Source organism: Roseateles sp. P1_C1_2, assembly GCF_056406535.1.
The window spans coordinates 1-25312 of sequence record NZ_JBFUAB010000006.1; the positions used below are offsets into that span (position 1 = coordinate 1).

The 25312-nt window shown below is 68.2% G+C and carries 14 protein-coding genes; 5 read left to right on the forward strand and 9 right to left on the reverse strand.

Annotated elements, in window-relative coordinates; genetic code table 11:
* Positions 1–398: 398 nt before the first annotated feature.
* A complete protein-coding gene (locus AC1D2H_RS07050; protein ID WP_478010427.1) occupies positions 399–599 on the reverse strand; it encodes a YbdD/YjiX family protein in 201 nt (66 codons plus the stop codon).
* Positions 592–2658: a carbon starvation CstA family protein gene (locus tag AC1D2H_RS07055; protein ID WP_477937633.1), complete on the reverse strand. Its 2067-nt coding sequence runs from the start codon at positions 2656–2658 to the stop codon at positions 592–594. The genes AC1D2H_RS07050 and AC1D2H_RS07055 overlap by 8 nt, the downstream gene beginning before the upstream one ends.
* 249 nt (positions 2659–2907) lie before the next feature.
* Between AC1D2H_RS07055 and AC1D2H_RS07060 the strand changes: the two genes are divergently transcribed.
* Entirely contained in the window at positions 2908–3300 is a 393-nt protein-coding gene (locus AC1D2H_RS07060; RefSeq protein ID WP_478010428.1) for a hypothetical protein, read from the forward strand.
* A 71-nt stretch (positions 3301–3371) separates the two neighbouring features.
* Here the strand turns inward: AC1D2H_RS07060 and AC1D2H_RS07065 are convergent, their stop codons facing one another.
* The 7 genes from AC1D2H_RS07065 to AC1D2H_RS07095 form a co-directional block, all read right to left on the reverse strand.
* Positions 3372–5810 (reverse strand): response regulator, encoded by a 2439-nt coding sequence (locus AC1D2H_RS07065; protein ID WP_478010429.1) that lies wholly within the window; start codon positions 5808–5810, stop codon positions 3372–3374.
* Between the two features lie 5 nt (positions 5811–5815).
* Complete coding sequence (locus AC1D2H_RS07070) at positions 5816–12970, reverse strand: HAMP domain-containing protein (RefSeq protein ID WP_478010430.1); 7155 nt, start codon at positions 12968–12970, stop codon at positions 5816–5818.
* A gap of 170 nt (positions 12971–13140) precedes the next feature.
* Positions 13141–13776: a response regulator transcription factor gene (locus AC1D2H_RS07075; RefSeq protein ID WP_478010431.1), complete on the reverse strand. Its 636-nt coding sequence runs from the start codon at positions 13774–13776 to the stop codon at positions 13141–13143.
* Complete coding sequence (locus tag AC1D2H_RS07080) at positions 13773–15140, reverse strand: cache domain-containing protein (RefSeq protein ID WP_478010432.1); 1368 nt, start codon at positions 15138–15140, stop codon at positions 13773–13775. The genes AC1D2H_RS07075 and AC1D2H_RS07080 overlap by 4 nt, the downstream gene beginning before the upstream one ends.
* 2 nt (positions 15141–15142) lie before the next feature.
* Positions 15143–18526, reverse strand: coding sequence for a S41 family peptidase (locus tag AC1D2H_RS07085; RefSeq protein ID WP_478010433.1), 3384 nt, complete (start codon positions 18524–18526; stop codon positions 15143–15145).
* A gap of 61 nt (positions 18527–18587) precedes the next feature.
* On the reverse strand, positions 18588–19247 hold the full coding sequence (locus AC1D2H_RS07090; RefSeq protein WP_477937621.1) for a VTT domain-containing protein: 660 nt from the start codon (positions 19245–19247) through the stop codon (positions 18588–18590).
* 119 nt (positions 19248–19366) lie between these two features.
* The gene (locus AC1D2H_RS07095; protein WP_477937619.1) at positions 19367–19984 is read right to left on the reverse strand and encodes a PEP-CTERM sorting domain-containing protein; all 618 of its coding nucleotides are present in this window, start codon (positions 19982–19984) and stop codon (positions 19367–19369) included.
* Between the two features lie 252 nt (positions 19985–20236).
* Here AC1D2H_RS07095 and mutL point away from each other — a divergent pair, with 252 nt between their 5' ends.
* The 4 genes from mutL to AC1D2H_RS07115 all read left to right on the forward strand — a co-directional run bounded on the left by mutL (position 20237) and on the right by AC1D2H_RS07115 (position 25306).
* Positions 20237–22066, forward strand: coding sequence for a DNA mismatch repair endonuclease MutL (gene mutL, locus AC1D2H_RS07100; protein ID WP_478010434.1), 1830 nt, complete (start codon positions 20237–20239; stop codon positions 22064–22066).
* Between the two features lie 9 nt (positions 22067–22075).
* The gene (locus tag AC1D2H_RS07105; RefSeq protein ID WP_478010435.1) at positions 22076–23431 is read left to right on the forward strand and encodes a pseudouridine synthase; all 1356 of its coding nucleotides are present in this window, start codon (positions 22076–22078) and stop codon (positions 23429–23431) included.
* Entirely contained in the window at positions 23416–24342 is a 927-nt protein-coding gene (miaA, locus tag AC1D2H_RS07110) for a tRNA (adenosine(37)-N6)-dimethylallyltransferase MiaA (protein WP_478010436.1), read from the forward strand. Before AC1D2H_RS07105 ends, miaA begins: the two co-directional genes overlap by 16 nt.
* A 79-nt stretch (positions 24343–24421) precedes the next feature.
* Complete coding sequence (locus AC1D2H_RS07115; protein ID WP_478010437.1) at positions 24422–25306, forward strand: SPFH domain-containing protein; 885 nt, start codon at positions 24422–24424, stop codon at positions 25304–25306.
* Positions 25307–25312 lie beyond the last annotated feature (6 nt).

The following is a 25312-nucleotide window of genomic DNA, read 5'->3' on the forward strand; positions in this document are numbered from 1 at the left end:
GCCGGGAGTCCGTCCCGGCGGCCGGGTACCAGCAGCCCGTCCGACGCGCGGCTGCACGCCGGGCTCATCAAAACAGCCCAATGCAGCGTCGCTCGGGCGACGGGGCTGGTCGGTATTTGCTGTTGGGCCCGGCGTGGAGCCGGCGTTACCTGGCTTGAAGGTCCGATCGCGGGCGCTCTTCACAAGTCGTGTGCGAGTGCGCAGCGGTTCGCTTGGGGGTGGGGCCCGGTTCGAGCTTGCGAGCGCCTCATCCCGCTCGAGTGCGGATTGCATTGAGCGCTCCTCTTTTGGTGACTTTTCTCTGGCGCGTCAGAGAAAAGTCACCCGCCCTCGCGGGGCGGATTCCCGCGGCACTGCACGCGAGTCATGAGGACCTTGGCAGAAGCAACCAAACCATATCAGCAGCACTTGCCGACACGCGCGCCGTAGCGCGCCGCCTGCCTCTCCCTGAAGAACTCCTCATAGCTCATCGCGGCCCGATCCGGATGCGTGGCCTGGTGGTGGGCCAGATAGCTGCCGTAATCCGGCACGCCCACCATCAGGCGCAGGCTCTGCGTCAGATACCGGCCCGCCTGGGCCAGTTCGCGCAGCTCAAGCACGCTGGCCCGCCGGCAGCAGCACGAAGGCCGTTTCCTGCGCCGTCACCTTGCCACTGCGACGCGCTGCCAGGATGGCCTTGATGCTGTAGATCAGCACGCTGATGACGACGCCCATGAAGAGAGCGCACAGCGCCGCGTCCAGGCGATCGTTGAACACCACGCGCGACATCGCGTCCAGCGTCTTGGCCGGCGCCAGCACCTTGCCTTCGGCGATTGCCGTGGCGTACTTGTCGGCATGGGCCAGGAAACCGAGCTTGGGGTCGGCCGCGAAGATCTTCAGCCAGCCGGCCGTCATCGTGCACACCAGCAGCCAGGCAGCAGGCACGGCCGTGACCCAGGCGTAGCGGTCCTTCTTCATCTTGAAGATGACGACGGTGCCCAGCAGCAGCGCGACGGCGGCCAGCATCTGGTTGGCGATGCCGAACAGCGGCCACAGCGTGTTGATGCCGCCCAGCGGATCGACAACGCCCTGGTAGAGGAAATAGCCCCAGGCCGCCACGCACAGTCCCGTCGCGATCAGGTTGGCCACCCAAGACTCGGTGCGCTTGAGCGACGGCACAAAGCTGCCCAGCAGGTCCTGCAGCATGAAGCGGCCGGCGCGGGTGCCAGCGTCCACGGCGGTCAGGATGAAGAGGGCCTCGAACAAGATGGCGAAGTGGTACCAGAAGGCCATCAGCGCCTTGCCACCCACCACCTGGTGCAGGATCTCGGCCATGCCCACGGCCAGCGTCGGCGCGCCGCCAGCGCGGGCCAGGATGGTCTTCTCGCCGACGTCGGCCGCGGCCTGGGTCAGCATCTCGGGGGTGACGACGAAGCCCCAGGTCGACAGCGTCTGCGCCACCGTCGCGGCATCCTTGCCGACGACGGCCGCCGGGCTGTTCATCGCGAAGTAGACGCCCGGCTCGATGCACGAAGCCGCGACCAGCGCCATCACGGCGACGAAGCTCTCGGCCAGCATGCCGCCATAGCCGATGTAGCGGGCGTGCGTCTCGTTCTCCAGCAGCTTGGGGCTGGTACCCGACGAGATCAGCGCGTGGAAGCCCGACACGGCGCCGCAGGCGATGGTGATGAACAGGAAGGGGAACAAGCTGCCCGCCCAGACCGGGCCATTGCCGGCCGCGAACTGCGTCAGCGCCGGCATCTTCAGCGGCGGCGCGACGATGACGATGCCGATGGCCAGCGCGATGATGGTGCCGATCTTCAGGAAGGTGCTGAGGTAGTCGCGCGGCGCGAGCAGCAGCCACACCGGGATGCAGGCGGCGACAAAGCCATAGCCGATCAGCAGGCCGACGAGGGTGGTCGGGGCCAGCGTGAAGATGGGCGCCAGCGTGGCGCTCTCGCTGACCGCCTGGCCGCCGAAGATGGCCGCCATCAACAGCACGAAGCCGATGACCGACACCTCGCCGATGCGGCCCGGGCGGATGAAGCGCAGGTAGACGCCCATGAACAGCGCCACCGGAATCGTCGCCGCCACCGTGAACAGGCCCCAGGGCGAGTCGGCCAGGGCTTTCACGACGATCAGCGCCAGCACCGCCAGGATGATGATCATGATCATGAAGGCGCCGAACAGCGCGATCAGGCCCGGCACCGTGCCCATCTCCTGCTTGACGAGGTCGCCGAGGGACCGGCCGTCGCGGCGCGTGGAAATGAAAAGAACGATGAAGTCCTGCACCGCGCCGGCAAAGACGACGCCCGCCAGGATCCACAGCAGCCCGGGCAGATAGCCCATCTGCGCCGCCAGCACGGGGCCGACCAGCGGGCCGGCGCCGGCGATCGCCGCGAAGTGGTGGCCGTAGAGCACGTGCTTGTTGGTCGGCACATAGTCCAGGCCGTCGTTGTACTTCCAGGCCGGCGTCTGCCGCTTGGCATCCAGCCCCAGCACCTTGTCGGCGATGAACAGGCTGTAGTAGCGGTAGGCGATGAGGTAGGTGCACAGGGCGGCGGCCACGACCCACAGCGCGCTGATCGTCTCGCCGCGGCTCAGGGCCACGGTGGCGAGGGAAGCGGCGCCAAGGATGGCAACGCCCGCCCACGCGAGGTGGCGGCGCAAGTTCTGCATGGCTTGTCTCCGATGCGGTGCGCACGTCGAAAGGGCGGCGCTACCGTGATGCAAGTCTCGGAAAACAGCCCCCTCGCGGCATCGGTCAAGCCACGCGGGCCCGCCGCGCGGCTTTACCTAAGGGTCAACCCCTGGGCGACCTGCGAAACACCCTCTTACGCACCGGGGCCGGAGGGCGTCAACGACCGCTGCGGAGGGGCGTTGTTCGAGCACGGCCAGCACCTTGCTTGGCTCTGCAGGAGTTACACCATGCTTCGTCCCCTCATTGCCGCCCTCGCCGCCACCGCCGCCCTGCTGGGTGCCGCATCCGCCCAGGCAGGCACGCACTGGTCCATCGGCATCAGCCTGCCAGCCACGGGGGTCGTCGTGTCCAACGGCGGCTATTACGCTCCCGCGCCGGCACCGGCCTACTACGAACCCGCACCCGTCTATTACGAGCCTGCCCCGGTCGTGCGCTATGCGCCCGCGCCGCGCTATGTGCAACGCGACGTCTACTACGCGCCGACTCCCCGAGTGGTCTATGAGCGCCGCTGGGAAGGCCGCGACGACCGCTGGAATCACGGTCGGGACCATGACCGCCGCGACCACGGCGACCGCGGCAATCACGACCGCGACGACTACGGCCCGCGCCGCGGCCGCTGAAAACGAAACCCCTCGGCCAAGGATTGCCTTGGCCAAGACCGCACTGCGACCAGTGGCCGCGGTGCGGGTCGCTAGCGCTGGCGCATCTCCGCCAGCAGCTGTTGAAGGTCGGGCAGGTCGAAGGGCTTGAGCAAAGCCCTGACATTGGGGCCGAAGTCCGACAGGTCGGAGCCCATCGAATAGCCTGAAGAGAACACGACCCAGGCGTCCGGCACGTGGCGCAGGATGGTGCGGGCGAGATCGATGCCCGACATGCCGGGCAGGCTGACGTCGGTCAGCACCAGGTCGAAGCGTCCCGGCGCGTAGATCGCCAGCGCCTCCTCGGCCKTGGCGCAGCTCTCGGGCTGCAGCCCCACTTCCTCCAGCAAGTAACCGATCTGCTCCCGCAGGTCCGCGTTGTCTTCGACGAACAGCACCTTCAAGGCCGGCGCTTCAGGCGCCGCCGGGGCACGCGCGAGCGAGAGCTCGGCCACGGCCCGCGCCAGCAGGTTCGGCGACACCGCCTTGGGCAGGCAGCGCTGGAAGCCCGCCTCGAGCGCAGCCTCACGATCGGCGGCCCGCACATAGGCGGTCACTGCGGCTGCGGGCAGCACGTCGGCTCTCAGGCCGAGCTGGCTGCGCACATGGCGGATCAGGTCGTAGCCGCCCATGCCGGGCATGCCGAGATCACTCAGCAGCACATCGAAACTCTGCTTGCGCAGCAGGGCGATGGCCGCCTCGCCCGACTCGGCCGTGACGACCTGGGCGCCTCGCTCGGACAGCAGGCGCGCATGGGCCTCGAGCACGTCGGGGTGATCGTCCACCATCAGCACCCGCACGCCGCAGATCTGCGGCTCGGCGCCGCCAGCCTCGGCTTGCGCCCCGGCCACCTGCGAATGGCTGGCGCGTGGCAGACGCACGCAGAAGGTCGAACCCTGGCCGCGGCCGGCGCTGTGGGCCGTCACTCCGCCACCATGCAGCTCGACGAGGTTCTTGACGATGGACAGGCCGAGGCCGAGGCCGCCGTGCACGCTGGAGGCGGTGCCGTCGGCCTGCGTGAAACGGTCGAAGAGCTGAGGCAGGAACTCGGGGTCTATGCCCTGGCCGGTGTCGCCGACGGCGAGCTCGACGACGGTGCCTTCCAGCTTCGTCGACAGCGTGATGCTGCCGCCGGCGGCCGTGAACTTCATCGCGTTGGTGACGAGGTTCATGACGATCTGCGTGAGCCGGCGCGCGTCGCCAAAGACCTCGGCCGGCTCGGGCGCCAGTTGCAGCACGATCTCGAGTTGGCGCGACTGGGCCGTGGGGCGGGCGGTTTCGGCGGCGGCCGCAACCAGGCCGTTCAGGTCCACCCGCTCGACATTCATCAGCTGCTTGCCGGCAACGATGCGGCTCATCTCCAGCAGGTCGTCGACGAGGACGGCCTGCGCCTGGGCATTGCGCGCGATGGCCTGGACGCCGCGCTCCAGCATCGCTGGCTGCACGCCCGGGTGGGTGAGCACATTGACCCAGCCGAGGATGGCGGCCAGCGGCGTGCGCAGCTCGTGGCTGATGGCGGCGACGAACTCCTCCTTGGCACGCGCGGCCTGGTCGGCGGCGCCGCGCGCGGCCTGCTCGGCGGACAGCAGCTGGTCGCGGCGCAGCTGCAGTTCGCGGCGGTCGGTGATGTCGTGGAAATAGACCGAGAGGCCGTCGTGGGACGGGTAGCAATGGCATTCCAGCCAGCGCTCCGGCGCGCCGGGCGCCATGGCCTCGAAGGACACCGCCTGGCCACCCTTGGCCCGCGCGCTGTCGAAGCCGACCTCGAACTCGCCGGCGCCAAAGACCTCGCCGCTGCGCCGGCCGATCAGTTCGACGGCCCGGCGGCCCAGCAGGCGGGCGCCCTGTTCGTTGACGTAGCCGATGCGCCCGTCATGCTCGATGAGGAGCAGGCCGTCGGTGATGCTGCTCATCATGGCCCGCAGGCGGCGGTCGGCGGCCTGGAAGGCCTCCGTGCGCTCGGTGACGCGGCCCTCCAGCGTCTCGTTGAGTTCGCGCAGCATCTCCTCGGCGCGGCGCCTCTCCTCCACCTCGGCCTGCAGGGCGCTGTTGGCGCGCTGCAGCTGGCGGGTCTTGCGGTCCAGTTCGGCGAACACGGCAACCTTGGAGCGCAGCACCGCCGGGTTCACGGGCTTGTGCAGATAGTCCACCGCGCCCGAGCCATAGCCCTGCAGCCGGTACTGGTCCTGATCGAAATAGGCGGTCAGGAAGATGATGGGCAGGTGGGCGTTGCGCTTGCGCTCCTTGATCATCTGCGCCAGCTCGATGCCGTTCATGTCGGGCAGCTGGATGTCCAGCACCATGACGGCGAACTCCTGGCTCATCAGCGCCAGCAGGGCCTGATCGGCCGACAGCGCGCGCACGATGCGGTAGCCGGGGTCCGCCAGCACGCTCTCCAGCACCAGCAGATTGGCCGGTTCGTCGTCGACGATGAGGATGTTGGTCAGCTCCTCAGCGTCCACTGCCTGCTCCACGACGTCGGTCGTCTGCATCACGATCAGCGGTACAGCCACACGCGCATCAGCGACAGCAGCTGGGCGGTGTTGACGGGTTTGGAGATGTAGTCACTGGCGCCGGCTTCCAGGCATTTCTCGCGGTCGCCCTTCATGGCCTTGGCGGTCAGGGCCAGGATGGGCAGGTTGCGGAACTCGGCGTGGGAGCGGATCTCGCGCATGGTCTCGTAGCCGTCCATGTCCGGCATCATGATGTCCATCAGCACGAGGTCGAGGTCGGGCGCGTGCTGGATGATCTCGATGGCGGTGCGGCCGCTGGTGGCCGTCAGCACCTGCATCTCCTGGTTCTCCAGCAGCGTCGTCAGCGCGAAGATGTTGCGCGCGTCGTCGTCCACCACCAGCACGCGGCGGCCACGCAGCATCTCGGCGGCGCCGTGCAGCTTCTGCAGGATGTCCTGCTTGTCCTTGGGCAGCTCGGTCACGACGCGGTGCAGGAAGAGCGCGGTTTCGTCCAGCAGCCGCTCGGGGCTCTGCACATCCTTCAGCACGACGCTCTTGGCCAGGGCACGCAGCTGCTTCTGCTCGGCACCGGTCAAGTCCTTGCCGGTGAAGACGACGACGGGCACGGCGGCCAGCGAGGGGTCGGCATGCAGTTGCTCCAGCAGGCCGAAGCCGCTGACGTCGGGCAGGCGCAGGTCGAGCACGATGCAGTCGAAGGACTGCTCGCGCAGCATCTGCAGCGCCGCCGCGCCGGTGCCGACGGCCTGCATCTCGATGTCGTCGTGGCCCAGCAGCTCGACGATGGCCTGGCGCTCGATGTCGTTGTCCTCGATGACGAGCAGCCGCTTGGTGCGCGGCACCGTGAAGTCGCGGATGCGGTCCAGGGCCGCCTCCATCTCCTCGCTGGTGGACGACTTCACCACATAGCTGAAGGCGCCGTGGGCCAGGCCGTGGTTGCGGTCCTCCTCGGCGACGCTGAAGATCTGCACCGGGATGTGGCGGGTCAGCGGGTCGAGCTTGAGCTGGTTGAGCACCGTCCAGCCCAGCATGTCGGGCAGGAAGATGTCCAGCGACACGGCGGTCGGCTTGAAGCGCCGCGCCAGTTCCAGCCCCAGGCCGCCCTTGAGCGCCACCAGGCCCTTGAAGCCGCGGTCGCGCGCCAGGCCCAGCACGATGCGGGCGAAATGGGGGTCGTCCTCGATGATGAGCAGCACCGAGTCGCCATCGACGATGTTCTCGCGGTCGTCGGCCACCTGGGTCTCGCGCACCAGCGGCAGGTTGTTGCGCGCCGGCGCGGTCGGGCGGCTGTGCATGGGCAGAGGCGTCATGCTGGCGCTGTCCGCACCGGCGAACTGCAGGGGCAGGAAGAGCGTGAAGGTGCTGCCGTGGCCGTGCACGCTGGCCAGGCGGATCTCGCCGCCCAGCAGGGCCGCCAGCTCGCGGCTGATGGCAAGCCCGAGGCCCGTGCCGCCGTATTTGCGCGAGGTGCCGGCGTCGGCCTGCTGGAAGGCCTCGAAGATCAGGCGCTGCTTCTCGGGCGCGACGCCGATACCGGTGTCCTCCACCGCGAAGGCCAGCACCTGCGACGCCTTGGACAACACGGGGTGGTCAGCGCTCCAGCCTTCGTTGGCGAGGCTCACGCGCAGCTCGACATGGCCGTGGGCCGTGAACTTCACTGCGTTGGACAGCAGGTTCTTGAGGATCTGCTGGAGTCGCTTGGCATCGCTCTCCATGCTGCGCGGCAGGTCGTCGGCGAACAGCAGGCGCAGCGGCAGGTTCTTGGCCTCCGCCACCTGACGGAAGTTGCGTTCGATGTTGTCGCGCAGCGAGGCGAAGGCGATGTCCTCGATTTCCACCGTGACCGTGCCCGATTCGATCTTGGACAGGTCCAGGATGTCGTTGATCAGGTGCAGCAGGTCGGAGCCGGAGGAGTTGATGTTGCGCGAGAACTCGACCTGCTTGGGCGACAGATTGCCGTCGTTGTTGCCGGCCAGCTGCTGGCTCAGGATCAGGATGGAGTTCAGCGGTGTGCGCAGCTCGTGCGACATATTGGCCAGGAACTCGGACTTGTACTTGGACGTCAGCGCCAGTTCGGCCGCCTTGTCCTCCAGCGCGTGGCGGGCCTGCTCGACCTCGCTGTTCTTGCGCTCCACTTCCTCGTTCTGCTCGGCCAGCAGGCGGGCCTTGGTGCCGAGCTGCTCGTTGGTCTCCTGCAGCTCGCTCTGGCGCGACTGCAGCTCCACGGTCAGCTGCTGCGACTGCGACAGCAGCGACTCGGTCCGCATCGTCGCCTCGATGGTGTTGAACACGGCGCCGATGCTCTGCGTCAGCAGCTCCAGGAAGGCCAGCGAAGCGCTGCTGAAGGGCTGCAGCGTGGCCAGTTCGATGACGGCCTTGGTCTGGCCTTCGAACAGCACCGGCAGCACGACGACGCTGACGCGCGGCGCGTAGCCGAGGCTGGACGAGATGGCGACGAAGTCGGAGGCGATGTCGGCCAGCAGCGTGCTGCGCTTTTCCAGCGCGCACTGGCCGACCAGGCCCTCGCCCATCTCGATGGTCTGCGCCAGCCGCACGGCGCCGGACTGCGCATAGCTGGCCAGCAGGCGCAGCTGCTGGCGGTTGTCGCTCTCGGCGCCGGCCACGTGGTAGATGGTGCCCTGGTGGGCCTGCACCAGCGGCGCCAGCTCGGTCAGCAGCATCTGGCTGACGGTCTGCAGCTCGCGCTGGCCCTGCAGCATGCCGGTGAACTTGGCCAGGTTGGTCTTGAGCCAGTCCTGCTCGCGGTTGCGCTCGGTCGTCTCGCGCAGGTTGGAGATCATCGTGTTGATGTTGTCCTTGAGCTCGGACACCTCGCCCTTGGCATCGACCTGGATGGCACGCGTCAGGTCGCCCTTGGTCACGGCTGTGGCCACCTCGGCAATGGCGCGCACCTGGGTCGTCAGGTTGGCGGCCAGCAGGTTGACGTTGCCGGTCAGGTCCTTCCAGGTGCCGGAAGCGCCAGGCACGTGCGCCTGGCCGCCCAGGCGCCCGTCCACGCCCACCTCGCGGGCGACGTTGGTCACCTGCTCGGCGAAGGTGGCCAGCGTGTCGGTCATGTTGTTGATGGTGTCGGCCAGCGCCGCCACCTCGCCCTTGGCCTGCACGGTCAGGCGCTGGGTCAGGTTGCCGTTGGCCACGGCCGTCACGACCTTGACGATGCCGCGCACCTGCTCGGTCAGGTTGGAGGCCATGAAGTTGACGTTGTCGGTCAGGTCCTTCCAGGTGCCGCCCACGCCGGCCACCTTGGCCTGGCCGCCGAGCTTGCCCTCGGTGCCCACCTCGCGGGCCACGCGCGTGACCTCGCCAGCGAAGGCGTTGAGCTGGTCGACCATGGTGTTGATGGTGTTTTTCAGCTCCAGGATTTCACCGCTGACGTCCACCGTGATCTTGCGGTTCAGGTCGCCGCGGGCCACGGCCGTCGTCACCTCGGCGATGTTGCGCACCTGGGCCGTCAGGTTGGCGCCCATGGTGTTGACCGAGTCGGTCAGGTCCTTCCAGGTGCCGGCCACACCCGGCACGACGGCCTGCACGCCCAGCCGCCCTTCCGTGCCCACCTCGCGGGCCACGCGCGTCACTTCCGACGCGAAGGAGCGCAGCTGCTCCACCATGGTGTTGATGGTTTCCTTGAGCTGCAGGATTTCGCCGCGCACGTCGACGGTGATCTTCTTGGACAGGTCGCCATTGGCCACCGCGATGGTCACCTCGGCGATGTTGCGCACCTGGTTGGTCAGGTTGGACGCCATCGAGTTGACGTTGTCGGTCAGGTCCTTCCAGGTGCCGGCCACGCCAGGCACCTGAGCCTGGCCGCCGAGCTTGCCTTCGGTACCCACCTCGCGGGCCACGCGGCTCACTTCCGACGCGAAGGCGCCGAGCTGCTCGACCATGGTGTTCATGGTCTCCTTGAGCTGCAGGATCTCGCCCTTCACGTCCACGGTGATCTTGCGGTTCAGGTCGCCACGCGCGATGGCCGTCGCCACGTCGGCGATGTTGCGCACCTGGCCGGTCAGGTTCGACGCCATGGAGTTGACGTTGTCGGTCAGGTCCTTCCACACGCCGGCGACGCCCGGCACCGCGGCCTGGCCGCCCAGCTTGCCCTCGGTACCCACCTCACGCGCGACCCGCGTCACTTCGGAAGCGAAGGCGCGCAGCTGGTCCACCATGGTGTTGATGGTTTCCTTGAGCTGCAGGATCTCGCCGCGCACGTCGACGGTGATCTTCTTGGACAGGTCGCCGCTGGCCACGGCGATGGTCACGTCGGCGATGTTGCGCACCTGGCCGGTCAGATTCGACGCCATGGAGTTGACGTTGTCGGTCAGGTCCTTCCAGGTGCCGGCAACACCCGGCACCTGGGCCTGGCCGCCCAGCTTGCCTTCGGTGCCCACCTCGCGGGCCACCCGCGTCACTTCACCGGCGAAGGCGTTGAGCTGGTCGACCATCGTGTTGATGGTGTCCTTCAGTTCAAGAATTTCGCCGCGCACGTCCACGGTGATCTTCTTGGACAGGTCCCCGTTGGCCACGGCCGTCGTCACCTCGGCGATGTTGCGCACCTGGCCCGTCAGGTTGGAGGCCATGAAGTTGACGTTGTCGGTCAGGTCCTTCCAGGTGCCGGCCACGCCGGGCACCTGGGCCTGGCCGCCCAGCTTGCCGTCCGTGCCCACCTCGCGCGCCACGCGGCTCACTTCGGAGGCGAAGCCATTGAGCTGGTCCACCATGGTGTTGAGCGTGTTCTTCAGCGCCAGGATCTCGCCCTTGACCTCCACGGTGATCTTCTTGGAGAGGTCGCCGCTGGCCACGGCCGTCGCCACGTCGGCGATGTTGCGCACCTGGCCCGTCAGGTTGGAGGCCATGAAGTTGACGTTGTCGGTCAGGTCCTTCCACGTACCGGCCACGCCGGGCACAGCCGCCTGGCCGCCCAGCTTGCCGTCGGTGCCCACCTCGCGCGCCACGCGACTGACCTCGGAGGCGAAGCCGTTGAGCTGGTCCACCATGGTGTTCAAGGTGTTCTTCAGCTCCAGGATCTCGCCCTTCACGTCCACCGTGATCTTCTTGGACAGGTCGCCGCCGGCCACCGCCGTCGCCACGTCGGCGATGTTGCGCACCTGGCCCGTCAGGTTGGAGGCCATGGAGTTGACGTTGTCGGTCAAATCCTTCCAGGTGCCGGCCACGCCCGGCACCGCCGCCTGGCCGCCCAGCTTGCCTTCCGTGCCCACCTCGCGCGCCACGCGGCTGACCTCGCCGGCAAAGCCGTTGAGCTGGTCGACCATGGTGTTGATGGTGTTCTTCAGCTCCAGGATTTCGCCGCGCACGTCCACCGTGATCTTCTTGGAAAGGTCGCCGTTGGCGACGGCCGTCGTCACGTCGGCGATGTTGCGCACCTGGGCCGTCAGGTTGGTCGCCATCGCGTTGACGGAGTCGGTCAGGTCCTTCCAGATGCCGGCCACGCCGCGGCCCTGGGCCTGGCCGCCAAGCTTGCCGTCCGTGCCCACCTCGCGCGCCACGCGGGTCACTTCCGAGGCAAAGCCGTTGAGCTGGTCCACCATGGTGTTGATGGTGTTCTTCAGCTCCAGGATCTCGCCACGCACGTCGACGGTGATCTTCTTGGACAGGTCACCGTTGGCCACGGCCGTCGTCACCTCGGCGATATTGCGCACCTGGCCCGTCAGGTTGGAGGCCATGAAGTTGACGTTGTCGGTCAGGTCCTTCCAGGTGCCGGCAACACCCGGCACCTGGGCCTGGCCGCCCAGCTTGCCGTCGGTGCCCACCTCGCGGGCCACGCGGCTCACTTCGCCGGCAAAGCCGTTGAGCTGGTCCACCATGGTGTTCATGGTGTTCTTCAGGGCAAGAATCTCTCCCTTCACTTCCACCGTGATCTTCTTGGACAGGTCGCCATTGGCCACGGCCGTCGCCACGTCCGCGATGTTGCGCACCTGACCGGTCAGGTTGGACGCCATCGAGTTGACGTTGTCGGTCAGGTCCTTCCAGGTACCGGCCACGCCGGGCACCTGGGCCTGGCCGCCGAGCTTGCCGTCGGTGCCCACCTCACGCGCGACACGCGTCACTTCGGACGAGAAGCCGTTGAGCTGGTCCACCATGGTGTTGATGGTTTCCTTCAGCTCCAGGATCTCGCCCTTCACGTCCACGGTGATCTTGCGGCTCAGGTCGCCGCGCGCCACGGCGGTGGTCACCGTCGCGATATTGCGCACCTGGGCTGTCAGGTTGGTGGCCATCGCGTTGACCGAGTCGGTCAGGTCCTTCCAGGTGCCGGCCACGCCCGGCACGACGGCCTGGCCGCCCAGGCGCCCGTCCGTGCCCACCTCGCGGGCCACGCGCGTCACTTCGGAAGCGAAGGAGCGCAGCTGGTCCACCATGGTGTTGGTGGCTTCCTTCAGCTGCAGGATTTCGCCACGCACGTCGACGGTGATCTTCTTGGACAGGTCGCCGTTGGCCACCGCGATGGTCACGTCGGCGATGTTGCGCACCTGGGCCGTCAGGTTGCCGGCCATCTGGTTGACCGAGTCCGTCAGCTCCTTCCACACGCCGGACACGCCCTTGACCTGGGCCTGGCCGCCAAGCTTGCCCTCGGTGCCCACCTCGCGCGCCACGCGCGTCACTTCACTCGTGAACACCGACAGCTGGTCGATCATGGTATTGACCAGCCGCGCCGAGCGCAGGAACTCGCCCTTCAGCTCGCGGCCGTCCACCTCCAGCTCCATGGACTGGCTCAGGTCGCCCTTGGCCACGGCACCGATGGTGCGCGCAATCTCGGCCGTCGGCCGCACGAGGTCGTCCAGCAGCGTGTTGATGGATTCGACCTTGGTGGCCCAGCCGCCGATCGAGCCGGGCAGCGACATGCGGTGCTTGAGCCGGCCTTCCTTGCCCACCGTGGCGCTCAACCGCGCGACCTCGGCCGCGATGCGCGCCTCCTGAGCCGTGATCTGGTTGAAGGCCGCGGCGATCTGGCCGTCGATGCCGTCCCAGTCATTGGGCAGCCTGACCGAGAAATCACCATCGCGAAACGCTGACATCGCGGCCAGCAAATGACGGGTGCGCGGCGCACTCAGTTCCAGCCCGGCGCTGCCACCATTCGCTGCCTCGGCCTGTCCCCCCGCCTTGACGCTGACGCGCTTCCTGCGTGGTTGCTGCGCAATATCGACGCTCATGATCCCGCCCGATTCAGAAATTAATAGTGAGTTTCGCCCCCAACGCGCGAGTCATTTCAAACCATGAGTCCGGCGGGCGAAAAATGCCCGCTTCTAGCATGCCAACCTAGGGGGATCAAGTCCCTTCTCCCGAGCGATCGCGCCGGCTCGCGCGAGTCATTTCAAGCGGGTCATTTCATTCCCGCTTGCCGCCCGTGCTCGACCGCGTAGCGGATCAGTTCCGCCTGCCCGTCCAGCTCCAGCTTGCGCTTGATGCTCTGGCGGTGGGCCTCGACGGTACGCACCGACAAGTCCAGTTCGCGGGCGATCTGTTTGCTGGAAGCGCCCTGCCCCAGCAGGGTCAGGATCTCGCTCTCGCGCGGCGTCAGCACGGGCTTGGGCGCCTGGCCACGGAAGAGCCGCCCCGACACCGCAGCGCTGAGGAAGGTGCCGCCCGCRGCCACCGCGTCGATGGCCGACACGATCTCCGTCGCCGGTGCGTCCTTGAGCACATAGCCGCGCGCGCCGGCGGTCAGGGCGCGCTGCACATACTCGGGGTTGTCATACATGCTGAACATCAGCAGTTTGACGGCCGGGCGTGCGGCCAGCATCTCGGCGCCCAGCGCGATTCCGTTGCCTTCCTTCAAGCCCACATCCATCAGAACGACGTCAGGCGCCGTGCGCGTGAGCTGCTCCAGAGCCTCGGCGCGATCGCCCGCCTCGCCCACCACCTCGAAGCGCGGCACGGCGGCCAGCCGCGCGACCAGGCCCTCACGCACCATCGGGTGGTCATCGACGATCAGGATGCGAATGGGTGGCGTGGTCATGCAGCAGCGCGGGCCAGGTCGGAAGCCGCTAGTTTGACCGTGAGCTGGCTGCCAAGGCCCGGTGCGGTGATGAGGCGAAGCCGCGCGCCCAGGGCCGCCGCGCGCTCCCGCATGCTGCGCAGGCCCAGGCCCTGGTCCGCCACGGCCTGGGCCGCGTCGGCATCGAAACCCTGGCCGTCGTCCCTGATTTCGAGGGCCAGCCCGCCATCGCGCTCGAAGCGCAGCGTCACGGCCACCGTCGTGGCATGCGCGTGCCGCGCGGCGTTGTTCAAGGCCTCCTGGGCGATGCGAAACAGCGCCGTCTTCACGGCCTCGGGCGGGTCGAGTTCCTCGCCCTCGACATCGGCCTGGAAATGCGTGCCGCCAGCGGCATCGAACTCGTCCGCCAGATGCTGCAGGGCCGCGGCCAGGCCCAGCGTGTCGAGCAGCGCCGGCCGCAGCGCATGCGAGATGTGCCTGACCTCGGCCAGCGTGCCATTGAGCTGCTTCAGCGCCAGCTCCTGCAGCCGCGCCGCGCCCTCGGGCTCGTGCTGGGCCGACTCGATGAGCAGCTTGGTGGCCACCAGGGCCTGGCTGACGCCGTCATGCAGCTCGCGGGCCAGCCGGGCGCGCTCATCCTCCTGGCTCTGCACGACCTGGCGGGCCAGGGCGCGCAGCTTGGCCTCGGCACTGCGGTGCTCGCTGAGGTTGAGCACCAGCGCACCGGCGCTGATCAGCGCGATGCCGAAGACGGCCACGGCGCCCACCCACAGCATGGTCGCCGTGATGTTCTGGCGCGCGCCCCGCTCGAGCTCGGCCATGGTCGCCTCGATGCCGTCCAGATAGAGGCCGGTGCCCAGCATCCAGTCCCACTGCGGCACGGCGACGACATAGCCGAGCTTGGGCGCCAGCAGGCTGCTCGACGGCTTGCGCCACAGGTATTCGACATAGCCGCCGCCCGCCTTGGCCTGATTGACCAGTTGCTGGATGGTGGGCCGGCCTTTGGGGTCACGCAGCTCCCACAGGTTCTGGCCGATCAGCTCGGGCTGGCGCGAATGCATCAGCACGCGGCCGTCCAGCGAGTAGACGAAGAAATAGCCGTCGCGGCCGTAGTCCAGCGAAGACAGGATGGCCAGCGCCCTCTGCTGCCCGCCCGGCTGGCCGAGCAGGGGCTGGATGGTGCTGACAGCCAGGTCGACGTAGTGCTTGAGCTCCGTGCGCCGCGCGTCCATATAGCTGGCGCGCACCAGCGCATGCTCGCGCGCGGCCAGCTCGCTTTCCTGCTGGCGCACGGCCAGGGCAATCAGGGCCAGCGAGGTCAGCAGCGGCAGCAGCGCGAGCAGGAAAAGGCGGCCCCGCAGGGACAGGGCCGCCCAGGCTTTCACGATCAGCGACCCAACGTCGCTGCGGCGGGCGCGGCCTTGCGCTGAATGGGCTTCCAGGCCTCCAGCCGCTTCAGCACATCGGCAATCGCCGCGTCGAGCTGCGTGTCCTCGCCGCGGTTGACGGCGGCCGGGTCGAGTTCGACGTCGATGTCCGGCGACACGCCCTCGTTCTCGATGCGCCATTCGCCGTCCGGCGTATAGAAGCGGAAGAAGGGCACGGTCAGGAAGCCGCCATCGGTCAGCGGCGGGTTGGCCGAGATGCCGATCAGGCCACCCCAGGTGCGCTTGCCGATCAGCGGCCCCAGGCCCACGCGCTTGAAGGCATAGGGCATGAAGTCGCCACCCGAACCGGCGTCCTGGTCGATCAGCATGGCCTTGGGGCCATAGATGGCACCGCCCGGCGTGTCGAAGACCAGGCCGTCGCGGTCCTTCCAGCTGCCCAGATAGGGACGCGACAGCAGCTCCGTCACATAGTTGGCCGCCTGGCCGCCACCGTTCTTGCGGTCATCGACGATCAGCCCCTGCTTGTCGACCTGGGCGAAGAACATGCGGTTGAAGTGCTCGAAGCCCTGGCCCGCGGTGTCCGGCATGTAGACATAGGCGAGCTTGCCGCCGCTCTTCTTGTCGACCTTCTGGCGGTTGCCCTCGATCCAGGCCCAGCGGCGCAGCAGCGATTCGTTGGCGATGGGCTCGACGGTGATGTCGCGGCGCGCCTTGCCGGCGGCGTCATGGGCGACGGTGACGACGACCTGCTTGCCGACCGTGTTCTCCAGCAGCGCATAGATGTTGGTGATGGGGTTGGTCTTGCCGTCCAGCTCATGGCCGTTGATCGCCAGGACATAGTCGCCCTCCTTCACGCCCAGGCCGGGCACGCTCAGCGGCGACTTCAGGTTGGGGTTGAGGCGGTCGCCGGCGTAGAGCTTGGTGATGCGATAACGGCCCTGCTCGACGGCGAAGTCCGCGCCCAGCAAGCCGACCGCAACGGGCGTCTCCTGGTGCACATCGCCCGCGCCGGTGCGGTTGTGGCCGACCTGCAGCTCACCGATCATCTGCACGAGCAGGTCGTTCAGGTCCTCGCGACGCTGCACATGGGCCAGCTGCGGCAGATAGCGGTCATAGACGGCCTGCCAGTTCAGGCCATGCATGGCGGGGTCGTAGAAAAACTCCTTCTCCATCCACCAGGCCTCATCGAAGATCTGCTTCCACTCGGCCTTGGGGTCGACGCGGGCGCGCAGGCCCGACAGGTCGACGGGCTTGCCTTCGTACTTGTCGGTCGCATCGCCGATCTCCAGCTTGCCGCCGGCCACCGTCAGCAGCAGCTTCTTGTGGTCTTCGCTGGCCGAGAACTCGGCCACGCCGGACTTCAGCAGCTTGGGCTTGCGTTCCTCGAAGTCGAAGCGGTACAGCTCGGCCGTCGCGCGACGCTCGGCCTGCGGCGGCTCGTTGCTCGCACCCGGCTGCGGGCGCTGCAGATAGAACAACGCGCCATCGGCGCCCACGACGAGGTTGTCGTAGTTGCGCTCGGCCAGCGGCAGCGCCACGACACGGTCCATCAGGCCGTCGAGGTCGACCTTGATCGGCTTGACGGGCTCGGGCTTCTTCTCGTCCTTCGTGGCCTCATCCTTCTTGGCGTCGGCCTTCTTTTCGTCCTTCTTGTCGTCTTTCTTCTCGTCCTTCTTGGCTTCGTCCTTCTTGTCGTCCTTCTTGCCGTCCTCGTCACCCGCCTTGGGCGCGAGCGGCGACTTGCCGTCGGCCGCCAGCACGACGGCATAGAGGCCGGCACGGCGCGGGCGCTCCTGCGTGGACAGATCCAGGCCGACCTGGCTGGGGCCGGAATTGATGGACGCCGTGAAATAGAGGACCTCGCCCTTGGGCGAGAACGTCGGGTTGCCGGCGTGGGCCAGGCCGTCGGTCACGGCGTGGTTGCGGCCGGTCGCCAGCTCGTGCAGCACGATGCGGCCGAAGTAGTTGTCACCCGAGCTGGTGTAGGCCAGCCAGCGGCTGTCCGGCGAGAACGACACGGCATAGCCGTCGGCGCCGAAGCGGCGCACATCGGTCGCGATCTTGACGAGCTGGCCACGCTGCGGGCCTGCAGCCAGGCCCAGGCGATAGAGGTTGAGGTGGTTGTCCTGCAGCACGAGCTGGTTGCCGTCGGGCGACCAGTCCATCAGCGTGAAATAGCCCTCCTTGGGCAGCAGGAAGAGTTCCTTGGCGCCGAGGCCGGTCTGGGCCTGCAGCACGAGTTCGTGGCGCATGCCAGGCGCATCGGACAGATAGGCCAGCTGCTTCCCGTCGGGGCTCCACAGCGCATCCTTCTCGCGCACGCCGGCGGTCTCGGTCAGGTTGCGCACGCTGCCGTCTTTGACGGGCACCGTGAACACCTCGCCGCGCGCGCTGACGACGACACGCTTGCCGGTGGTGGACAGCTGCGCATGCGTCAGCGTCTTGCCCGCATCCTTCCACTGCGGTCGGGCCTGGGGCGAGATGCTGGCCAGCTGGATGTCTAGCACCTGCGGCGTGCCACCCGACAACTCGATCTGCTTGATGCGGCCGCCCGACTCGTAGACCAGCGTCGTGCCGATGGCGTCGACACTGCGCACGTCCCACTGCGTTTCACGGGTCAGCTGGCGCAGCGCCTTGGTGCCGGGGTTGAAGGCGAACAGATTGGCCGCGCCATCCGCGCGGTCCGAGATGAAGACGACCTCGCCACCGGCCCAGACCGGAGCGGAGTCGGTCGCATTGACGTGGGGGATCTCCTGCCACTTCTGGCTGGCCATGTCCATGACCCAGACCGGCGGCGTCGAGCCGCCACGGCTCTGGCGCCAGCCGCTCACGCCGGCATAGGCGGCGTTGTAGGGGCGGTAGGCCAGCTGCTTGCCGTCGGCCGACCAGGCGCCTTCCCAAGCCACGGCCTTCATGACCTGCTTTTCGTAGCCGCCGTCGACGCTGACTTCGTAGAGCTGGTTGCTGCGGTTGTTCAGCACCTCGCGCGGCGAGGCGAACAGCACGCGCTTGCCATCGGGGCTCCAGCCGCTGACGACATCCGTGCCGGGGTGCCAGGTCAGGCGCTTGGGCGCGCCGCCGTCCAGGCCGATGACGTAGACATCGGTATTGCCGTCGTAGGTGGCCGAGAAGGCGATGCTCTTGCCGTCCGGCGAGAAGCGCGGCGCGAATTCGCTGGCCGCGTGACTGGTCAGGCGGCGGGCATTGCCGCCGCTGCGGTCGGCCAGCCACAGGTCGCCGGCATAGACGAAGGCCAGGTGGTCCTTGGAGGCGGCGGGCTGGCGCAGCATCAGCGTCGGCTCGGCTGCATTCGCCACAACCGGGGCCAGGCCGGAGGTCATCCAGGCGCAGGCCAGGGCAAGGGCAAGACGGGACAAAGTCATCGGGATCTCCGATTGGGACAAACCGGCGACTCTAGTGCCCTTGCGAGGCCCGGGAGGAAAGTCAGCCCGGTTGGCGCTTGAACTTCGCCCTCAGGCCGCCGCCGATGATGACCAGGCCGGGAATGAGGATCATGGCCCAGATGATCTTGTCCAGATTCGTCTTCACCCAGGGCACGTTGCCAAAGACATAGCCGATCAGCGTGATGCCGCAGACCCACAGAACGCCGCCGCCCACGTCATACAGCGTGAACTTGCGCCGCGTCATCTGCGCCACGCCGGCCACGAAGGGCGCGAAGGTGCGCAAAAACGGCATGAAGCGGGCTGCGACGAGGGTGATGCCGCCGTACTTCTCGTAGAAGGCGTGGGCCTTGTCGAAGGCCGCCTTGTTGAAGAAGCGCGAGTCCTCCCACTGGAAGACCCGTGGCCCGAAATGGCGGCCTATGGCGTAGTTGCTCTGGTTGCCCAGGATGGCCGCCGCGGTCAGCAGGGCCATGGACAGGCCCAGGTCCATCAGCCCGACGCCGCACATGGCGCCGACAACGAAGAGCAGGGAGTCGCCCGGCAGGAAGGGCATCACGACGACACCCGTCTCCACGAAGATGATCAGGAACAGCAGCGCATAGACCCAGGCGCCATAGCTGGCGACGAAATCAGCCAGGTGGCCGTCCACGTGCAGGACGAAGTCAAGGAGGATGGGAAAGACAGAAGCGAGGGAGTCCATGGCGTGGGATTATGAAATCCCCTCGACGCACAAGAAAAAGCCCCGCGGGTGAGCACACCGGCGGGGCCAGTCGAGAGGGCTCGAAGGCGCGCGGCCTTCAAGCACCTTCAGACGGAAGATCAGGCGCTCTTGCGCTTGCGGCCGGCGGCCAGGCCCAGCAGAGCCACGCCGACGAGGCCGAGGCTGGCCGGCTCAGGCAGTTGGGCGGCGGCGTTGGCAACCAGGATGACCTTTTCCCAATCCTGCGAATCGTTCAGGCCGGTGAAGGCACCCGCGCGCCAGCCGCCGGAATAGTTCTGATGGGTATGCCAGCACAGGCGCTGCGCGGCGTCGACGTTGTTGGTGTCGCAGGAGTTGCGGCTGACGGAGTCACCGCCGGCGGCGAAGCCCCAGGAGTAGTTGTCGTTGAAGTACCACTCGATGCCGTTGGCCGAGTGGGTGGTGTTGCCGGTGCCGGTGTCGAAGGTGACGTCGGCGTAGGCGGCGGCGCCCAGCACTTCGAAGACCTGCGAGCCGGTGCGGCGGGCGGCCAGCATCAGCGTGTCGCCCTGGCAGCCCGACAGCATGCCAGCGGTGGTCAGGCCGAAGGTGCCGTAGGTCGCCGAGAAGCACTCGGTGAAGCCCCAGCCGGCGACGGTCGCGGTGCTCACGCCGTTCTGGACACCCACCGGGACCGTGGCCGCTTGCGCGGACAGCGATGCGACGGCGAGAGCAACAGCAGCAAAAATGGTTTTCATGTTGATCCTAGGGATTGCAAAAATCGAGACAACCGAATTGAGCAAATTCCAGGCCAGCATTCAAATTCCAATCAAATCAACTGCTTGCATGGGCTTGCTGCGGTTTTCGGTGAAGCACTGCAAAGCTGGGCGACACCCTTGAACGCAGGGGTGGGCACGCGCGGCGCGGCGCCCGGCGCCCGGCGCGATCCGCCAGAAGGCCCCTCCTACAATTCCCCGATGCCGGCCTCTACACGCTTTGACTCTGGGCCCATGGCGCCCGCCCCGCGCCCCATCCGCGAACTGCCCGACGAACTGATCAGCCAGATCGCCGCCGGCGAGGTGGTGGAGCGCCCGGCCTCGGTCGTGCGTGAGCTGGTGGACAACGCGCTGGATGCCGGCGCGAAGAACATCCAGATCAAGCTGATGGCGGGCGGCGTGCGCGCCATCGTCGTCGAGGACGATGGCTGCGGCATCCCGGTGGGTCAGTTGCCGCTGGCGCTGAAGCGCCATGCGACGAGCAAGATCGCCAGCCTGAACGACCTCGAATCGGTCGCCACCATGGGCTTTCGCGGCGAGGCGCTGGCCGCCATCTCGTCGGTGTCCGACATGGCCATCGCATCCCGCACCGCGGCCGACGCCCATGCCCACCGCCTGGACGCCCGCAGCGGCGAGTTGCAGCCCGCCGCCCGCGGCTGCGGCACCAGCGTCGAGGTGCGCGAGCTCTTCTTCGCGACGCCCGCACGCCGCAAATTCCTGAAGACCGACGCCACCGAACTGGCCCATTGCGTGGAGGCCGTGCGCCGCCATGCACTGGCACGGCCAGACGTGGGCTTTGCGATCTGGCATGAGGGCAAGCTCGTCGACCAATGGCGCGCCGCCACGAACGAGCAGCGCATCAGCGACGTGCTGGGCGAAGACTTCATCACCGAGAGCCGCCCCTTCGAGCACAGCGCCGGCCCGCTGGCCCTGACCGGCCGTGCCGGCCTGCCCGAAGCGGCGCGTTCACGGGCCGACCAGCAATACGTCTGGGTCAACGGCCGCCATGTACGCGACAAGCTCATCAGCCACGCCGTCCGCTCGGCCTACGAAGACGTGCTGCATGGCCAGCGCCAGCCGAGCTATGTGCTCTTCATCGAGATCGCACCCGAGCTCGTCGACGTGAACGTGCACCCGACCAAGATCGAGGTGCGCTTCCGCGATGGCCGCGCCATTCACCAGTCGGTGCGCCGCGCCTTCATCGACGCGCTGGCCCAGTCCCGGGCGGACGCCGCCGGCGTCGAATCCGCCATGGCCCCGCTGGGCTTCGAGCCGACGATGCCGGCCACGCTCTTCGTCGCCGAGCCGCGCCCGGCCTACCCGTCTTCTTTCGTCGCACCGGTGCCGGCGACGGCAGAGCAGGTCAGGCTGTCCCTGGTGCAGCACGAGGCGCTGTGGGATCCGGGCGAGGCGCCTGCGCCCTCGGCTGCTGCGCCGGTGATGCCCATCCTGAAGCTGCCTGAATTGGCAGCCAAGCAGGACTGGCCGCTGGGCCGCGCCATCGCGCAGATCCAGGGCGTCTACATCCTGGCGGAGAACCAGCAGGGCCTGGTCATCGTCGACATGCATGCGGCCCACGAGCGCGTCGTCTACGAACGGCTCAAGGCCAGGCTGGGTGCGACGCAGATCGAGAGCCAGCCGCTGCTGATCCCGGTCAGCTTCGCCGCCACGGCCGAGGAGGTCGCGGCCGCCGAACAGCATGCCGACACGCTGGCCAAACTGGGCCTCGATGTGTCCCCGCTGTCGACCCGCACGCTGGCCGTGCGTTCCCGCCCGGCCCTGCTCGCCGCCACCGATCTGGTCGCCCTCACCCGCGAGCTGCTGGCCGAGATGGCGCAGTTCGACGCCAGCTCGGTGCTGGAGCGGGCCCAGCACGAGATCCTCGCCACCATGGCCTGCCACGGCGCAGTGCGCGCCAATCGCCAGCTCAACATCGACGAGATGAATGCCCTGCTGCGCGACATGGAAGCCACCGAACGCGCCGACCAATGCAACCACGGCCGCCCCACCTGGCGCCAGCTCGACATGCGCGAGCTGGACGCTCTTTTCCTGCGCGGACGCTGAAGGAAACCGATGGCCACCATCACCCTGAAGGGCAAACCCAAGCCCGCCGCCAAGACACGCAACGCCGAGGGCGAGAAGCGTGCGCCGGTGCGCGGCAAGGGCGTCTCCAAGCCCCGCACGACGCTCGCCAAGGCCCAGGCCGACCGGGCCGAACGCGAGGCAGAGTTCCAGAAGTCGCAGCAACAGCGCAATGAGCGACCAGCGCCGCAGCGCGACGATCGCCCCGCCCGCCCCAAGCCCGCTGGCTTCAAGCCCGATCGCCCGCAACAAGCACGCGGCGATGCACCGCAGCGCCCTGAGCGCAGCCCATGGGCGAAACAAGACGAACGCCCCCCGCAACACCGCGGCGACGCACCGCCACGGCCCGAGCGCGGCCCGCGTGCGCGGCCGGACGAGCGCCCGCCGCAGTACCGCGGCGATGCGCCACAGCGCCCTGAGCGCGCCCCCCGTGCCCGGCCGGACGAGCGCCCGCCTTCGGACCGCCCGCCGCGCGTCGACCAGCGCCGCGTCGCCAACCGCGGCCCCGGCTTCGAGCCGCCGCAGCGCCCTCAGCAGCGCCGCAACCCGGCCCGTGAGGTGGCACCCGAGGACGGCGAGCGCCTGTCCAAGCGCATGGGCGAGTTGAAGCTCGCCTCGCGCCGCGAGGCCGACGACTGGATCGCCGCCGGCTGGGTGCGCGTCAATGGCAAGGTCGCCGTGCTCGGCCAGCGCGTCGGCCCCGACGTGCAGATCGACATCGACCCGGCCGCCCGCAACCAGCAGGCCCAGCTCGTCACCGTGCTGCTGCACAAGCCCATCGGCTATGTCTCCGGCCAGGCCGAGGACGGCTATGAGCCGGCCGTCGTGCTCTTCCAGCCCGAGAACCGCTGGACGGAAGATGCCTCCGGCATCAAGCCCAACGCCGGCCACCATCGCAATCTCGCGCCCGCGGGGCGGCTGGACATCGACTCCACCGGCCTGCTGGTGCTGACCCAGGACGGCCGCATCGCCCGCGTGCTGATCGGCGACGACTCCGACGTGGAGAAGGAATACCTCGTGCGCGTCGAGTTCGTCGGCCTGCCCGGGGCCGAGCCGGTGCCCGAGGGCACGGTGCCCAATGCGGCGCTGTCGAACAACAAGCTCGCCCTGCTCAACCACGGCCTGGAACTGGACGGCGAGGAGCTCAAGCCGGCCAAGGTCAGCTGGCAGAACGAGCATCAGCTGCGCTTCGTGCTGCGCGAGGGCAAGAAGCGCCAGATCCGCCGCATGTGCGAGCTGGTCGGCCTCAAGGTCGTCGGGCTGAAGCGCGTGCGCATCGGCCGCATCCCGCTGGGCCACCTGCCCGTCGGCCAATGGCGCTACCTCGCTCCATGGGAGAAGTTCTGACCCCAATCTGTCTTGCCGGCCCCACGGGCTGCGGCAAGACGGCGGCGGCCCTCGCGATTGCGGAGGTGCTGCCGGTCGAGATCATCAGCGTCGACTCGGCCCTGGTCTACCGCGGCATGGACATCGGCACGGCCAAGCCCACGGCCCCCGAGCAGGCCGCAGCGCCCCACCACCTGATCGACATCCTCGACCCGACCGAGAGCTACTCGGCCGCCGAGTTCGTGCGCGATGCCAAGCGGCTTGCCGCCGAGATCAGCGCACGCGGCCGGCTGCCGCTGCTGGTGGGCGGCACGATGCTGTACTTCAAGGCCCTGTTCGACGGCCTCTCCGCCCTGCCCCAGGCCGATGCCGAACTGCGCGCGGCCATCGACGCCGAGGCGGCCCAGGTCGGGTGGCCGGCCATGCATGCCGAGCTGGCGAGGCTTGACCCCGAGACCGGCGCCCGCCTGGCGCCCAACGACAGCCAGCGCATCCAGCGCGCCCTCGAGGTCATCCGCCTGACCGGCCAGCCCTTGAGCGCACTGCACGCCGCCTCGCGTGACGCAGGTGTGGACTGGCCGCTGTTCTCGCTCGAACCCACCGACCGCGCCTGGCTGCACGAACGCCTGGCCCAGCGTTTCGACGTCATGCTCGCAGCCGGTCTTGTCGACGAAGTGAAGACGCTGCGCGCCCGCGGCGACCTGAGCCTGGCCCTGCCGTCCATGCGCTGCGTGGGCTATCGCCAAGCCTGGGAAGCCCTCGACAGCGAAGACTTCTCCGACCTGCGCGAGCGCGGCATCGCCGCCACTCGCCAGCTGGCCAAGCGCCAGATCACCTGGCTGCGCAGCATGCCCCAGCGCCGCGTCATCGCCTGCGACGGCCCCCAGCCGATTGCCGAACTGCTGGCCGGCCTCCAGCGCCTCATCGGATAGTTTTCAATCTCCGCTTGCGCGCGTTGCAAAGCCTCGCTAAAGTGATATCACTTTGATTCACTTTTGAGACAAGTTCACCATGCCCAATCACTCCCCGTCGCGCACCCTCGTGACCGAGAAGCCGGCGCTGGCCAGCAACGGCTATCTGATGGCCGTCGTGGGCCTGGCGCTCGCCGGCGCAGGCCTGTTCATGCTGACGCGCGGCCTGCCGCTCTACGGCATCCCGCTCGGTCTGGCCGGCCTCTTCGTGCTGATCGGCCTGTACATGCTCAACCCCAACCAGGCCGCCGCGCTGACGCTGTTCGGCGCCTACACCGGCAGCGACCGTGGCGCCGGCCTGCGCTGGGCCAACCCGCTGGCCCTCAAGAAGCGCGTCTCCCTGCGCGACCGCAACCTGAACGCGCCGGTGCTCAAGGTCAACGACCAGCGCGGCAACCCCATCGAGATCGCCGCCGTCGTCGTCTGGCGGGTGCGCGACACGGCCCAGGCGCTGTTCCAGGTCGACGACTACGAGGGCTATGTGCGCGTGCAGGCCGAAGCCGCCATCCGCCACCTGGCCGCCTGCTATGCCTATGACCATGCGGACGAAGTCGACGCCGGCGAGGTGACGCTGCGCGGCGGCCAGGACGCCGTGGCGCAAGCCCTGCGCACCGAACTGCAGGCCCGCTTCCACGATGCCGGTGTCGACGTGCTGGACGCCAAGATCAGCCACCTCGCCTATGCCCCCGAGATCGCCCAGGTGATGCTGCGCCGCCAGCAGGCCGAGGCCATCGTCGGCGCCCGCAGCAAGATCGTGCAGGGCGCGGTCGGCATGGTCGAGGCCGCGCTCAAGGGCCTGAGCGAGCGCGACATCGTCGTGCTGGACGACGAGCGTCGCGCGGCCATGGTCAGCAATCTGCTGGTCGTGCTGTGTTCGGATCGCGAAACCCAACCCGTGGTGAACACGGGCACGCTGTACACCTGATCCTGC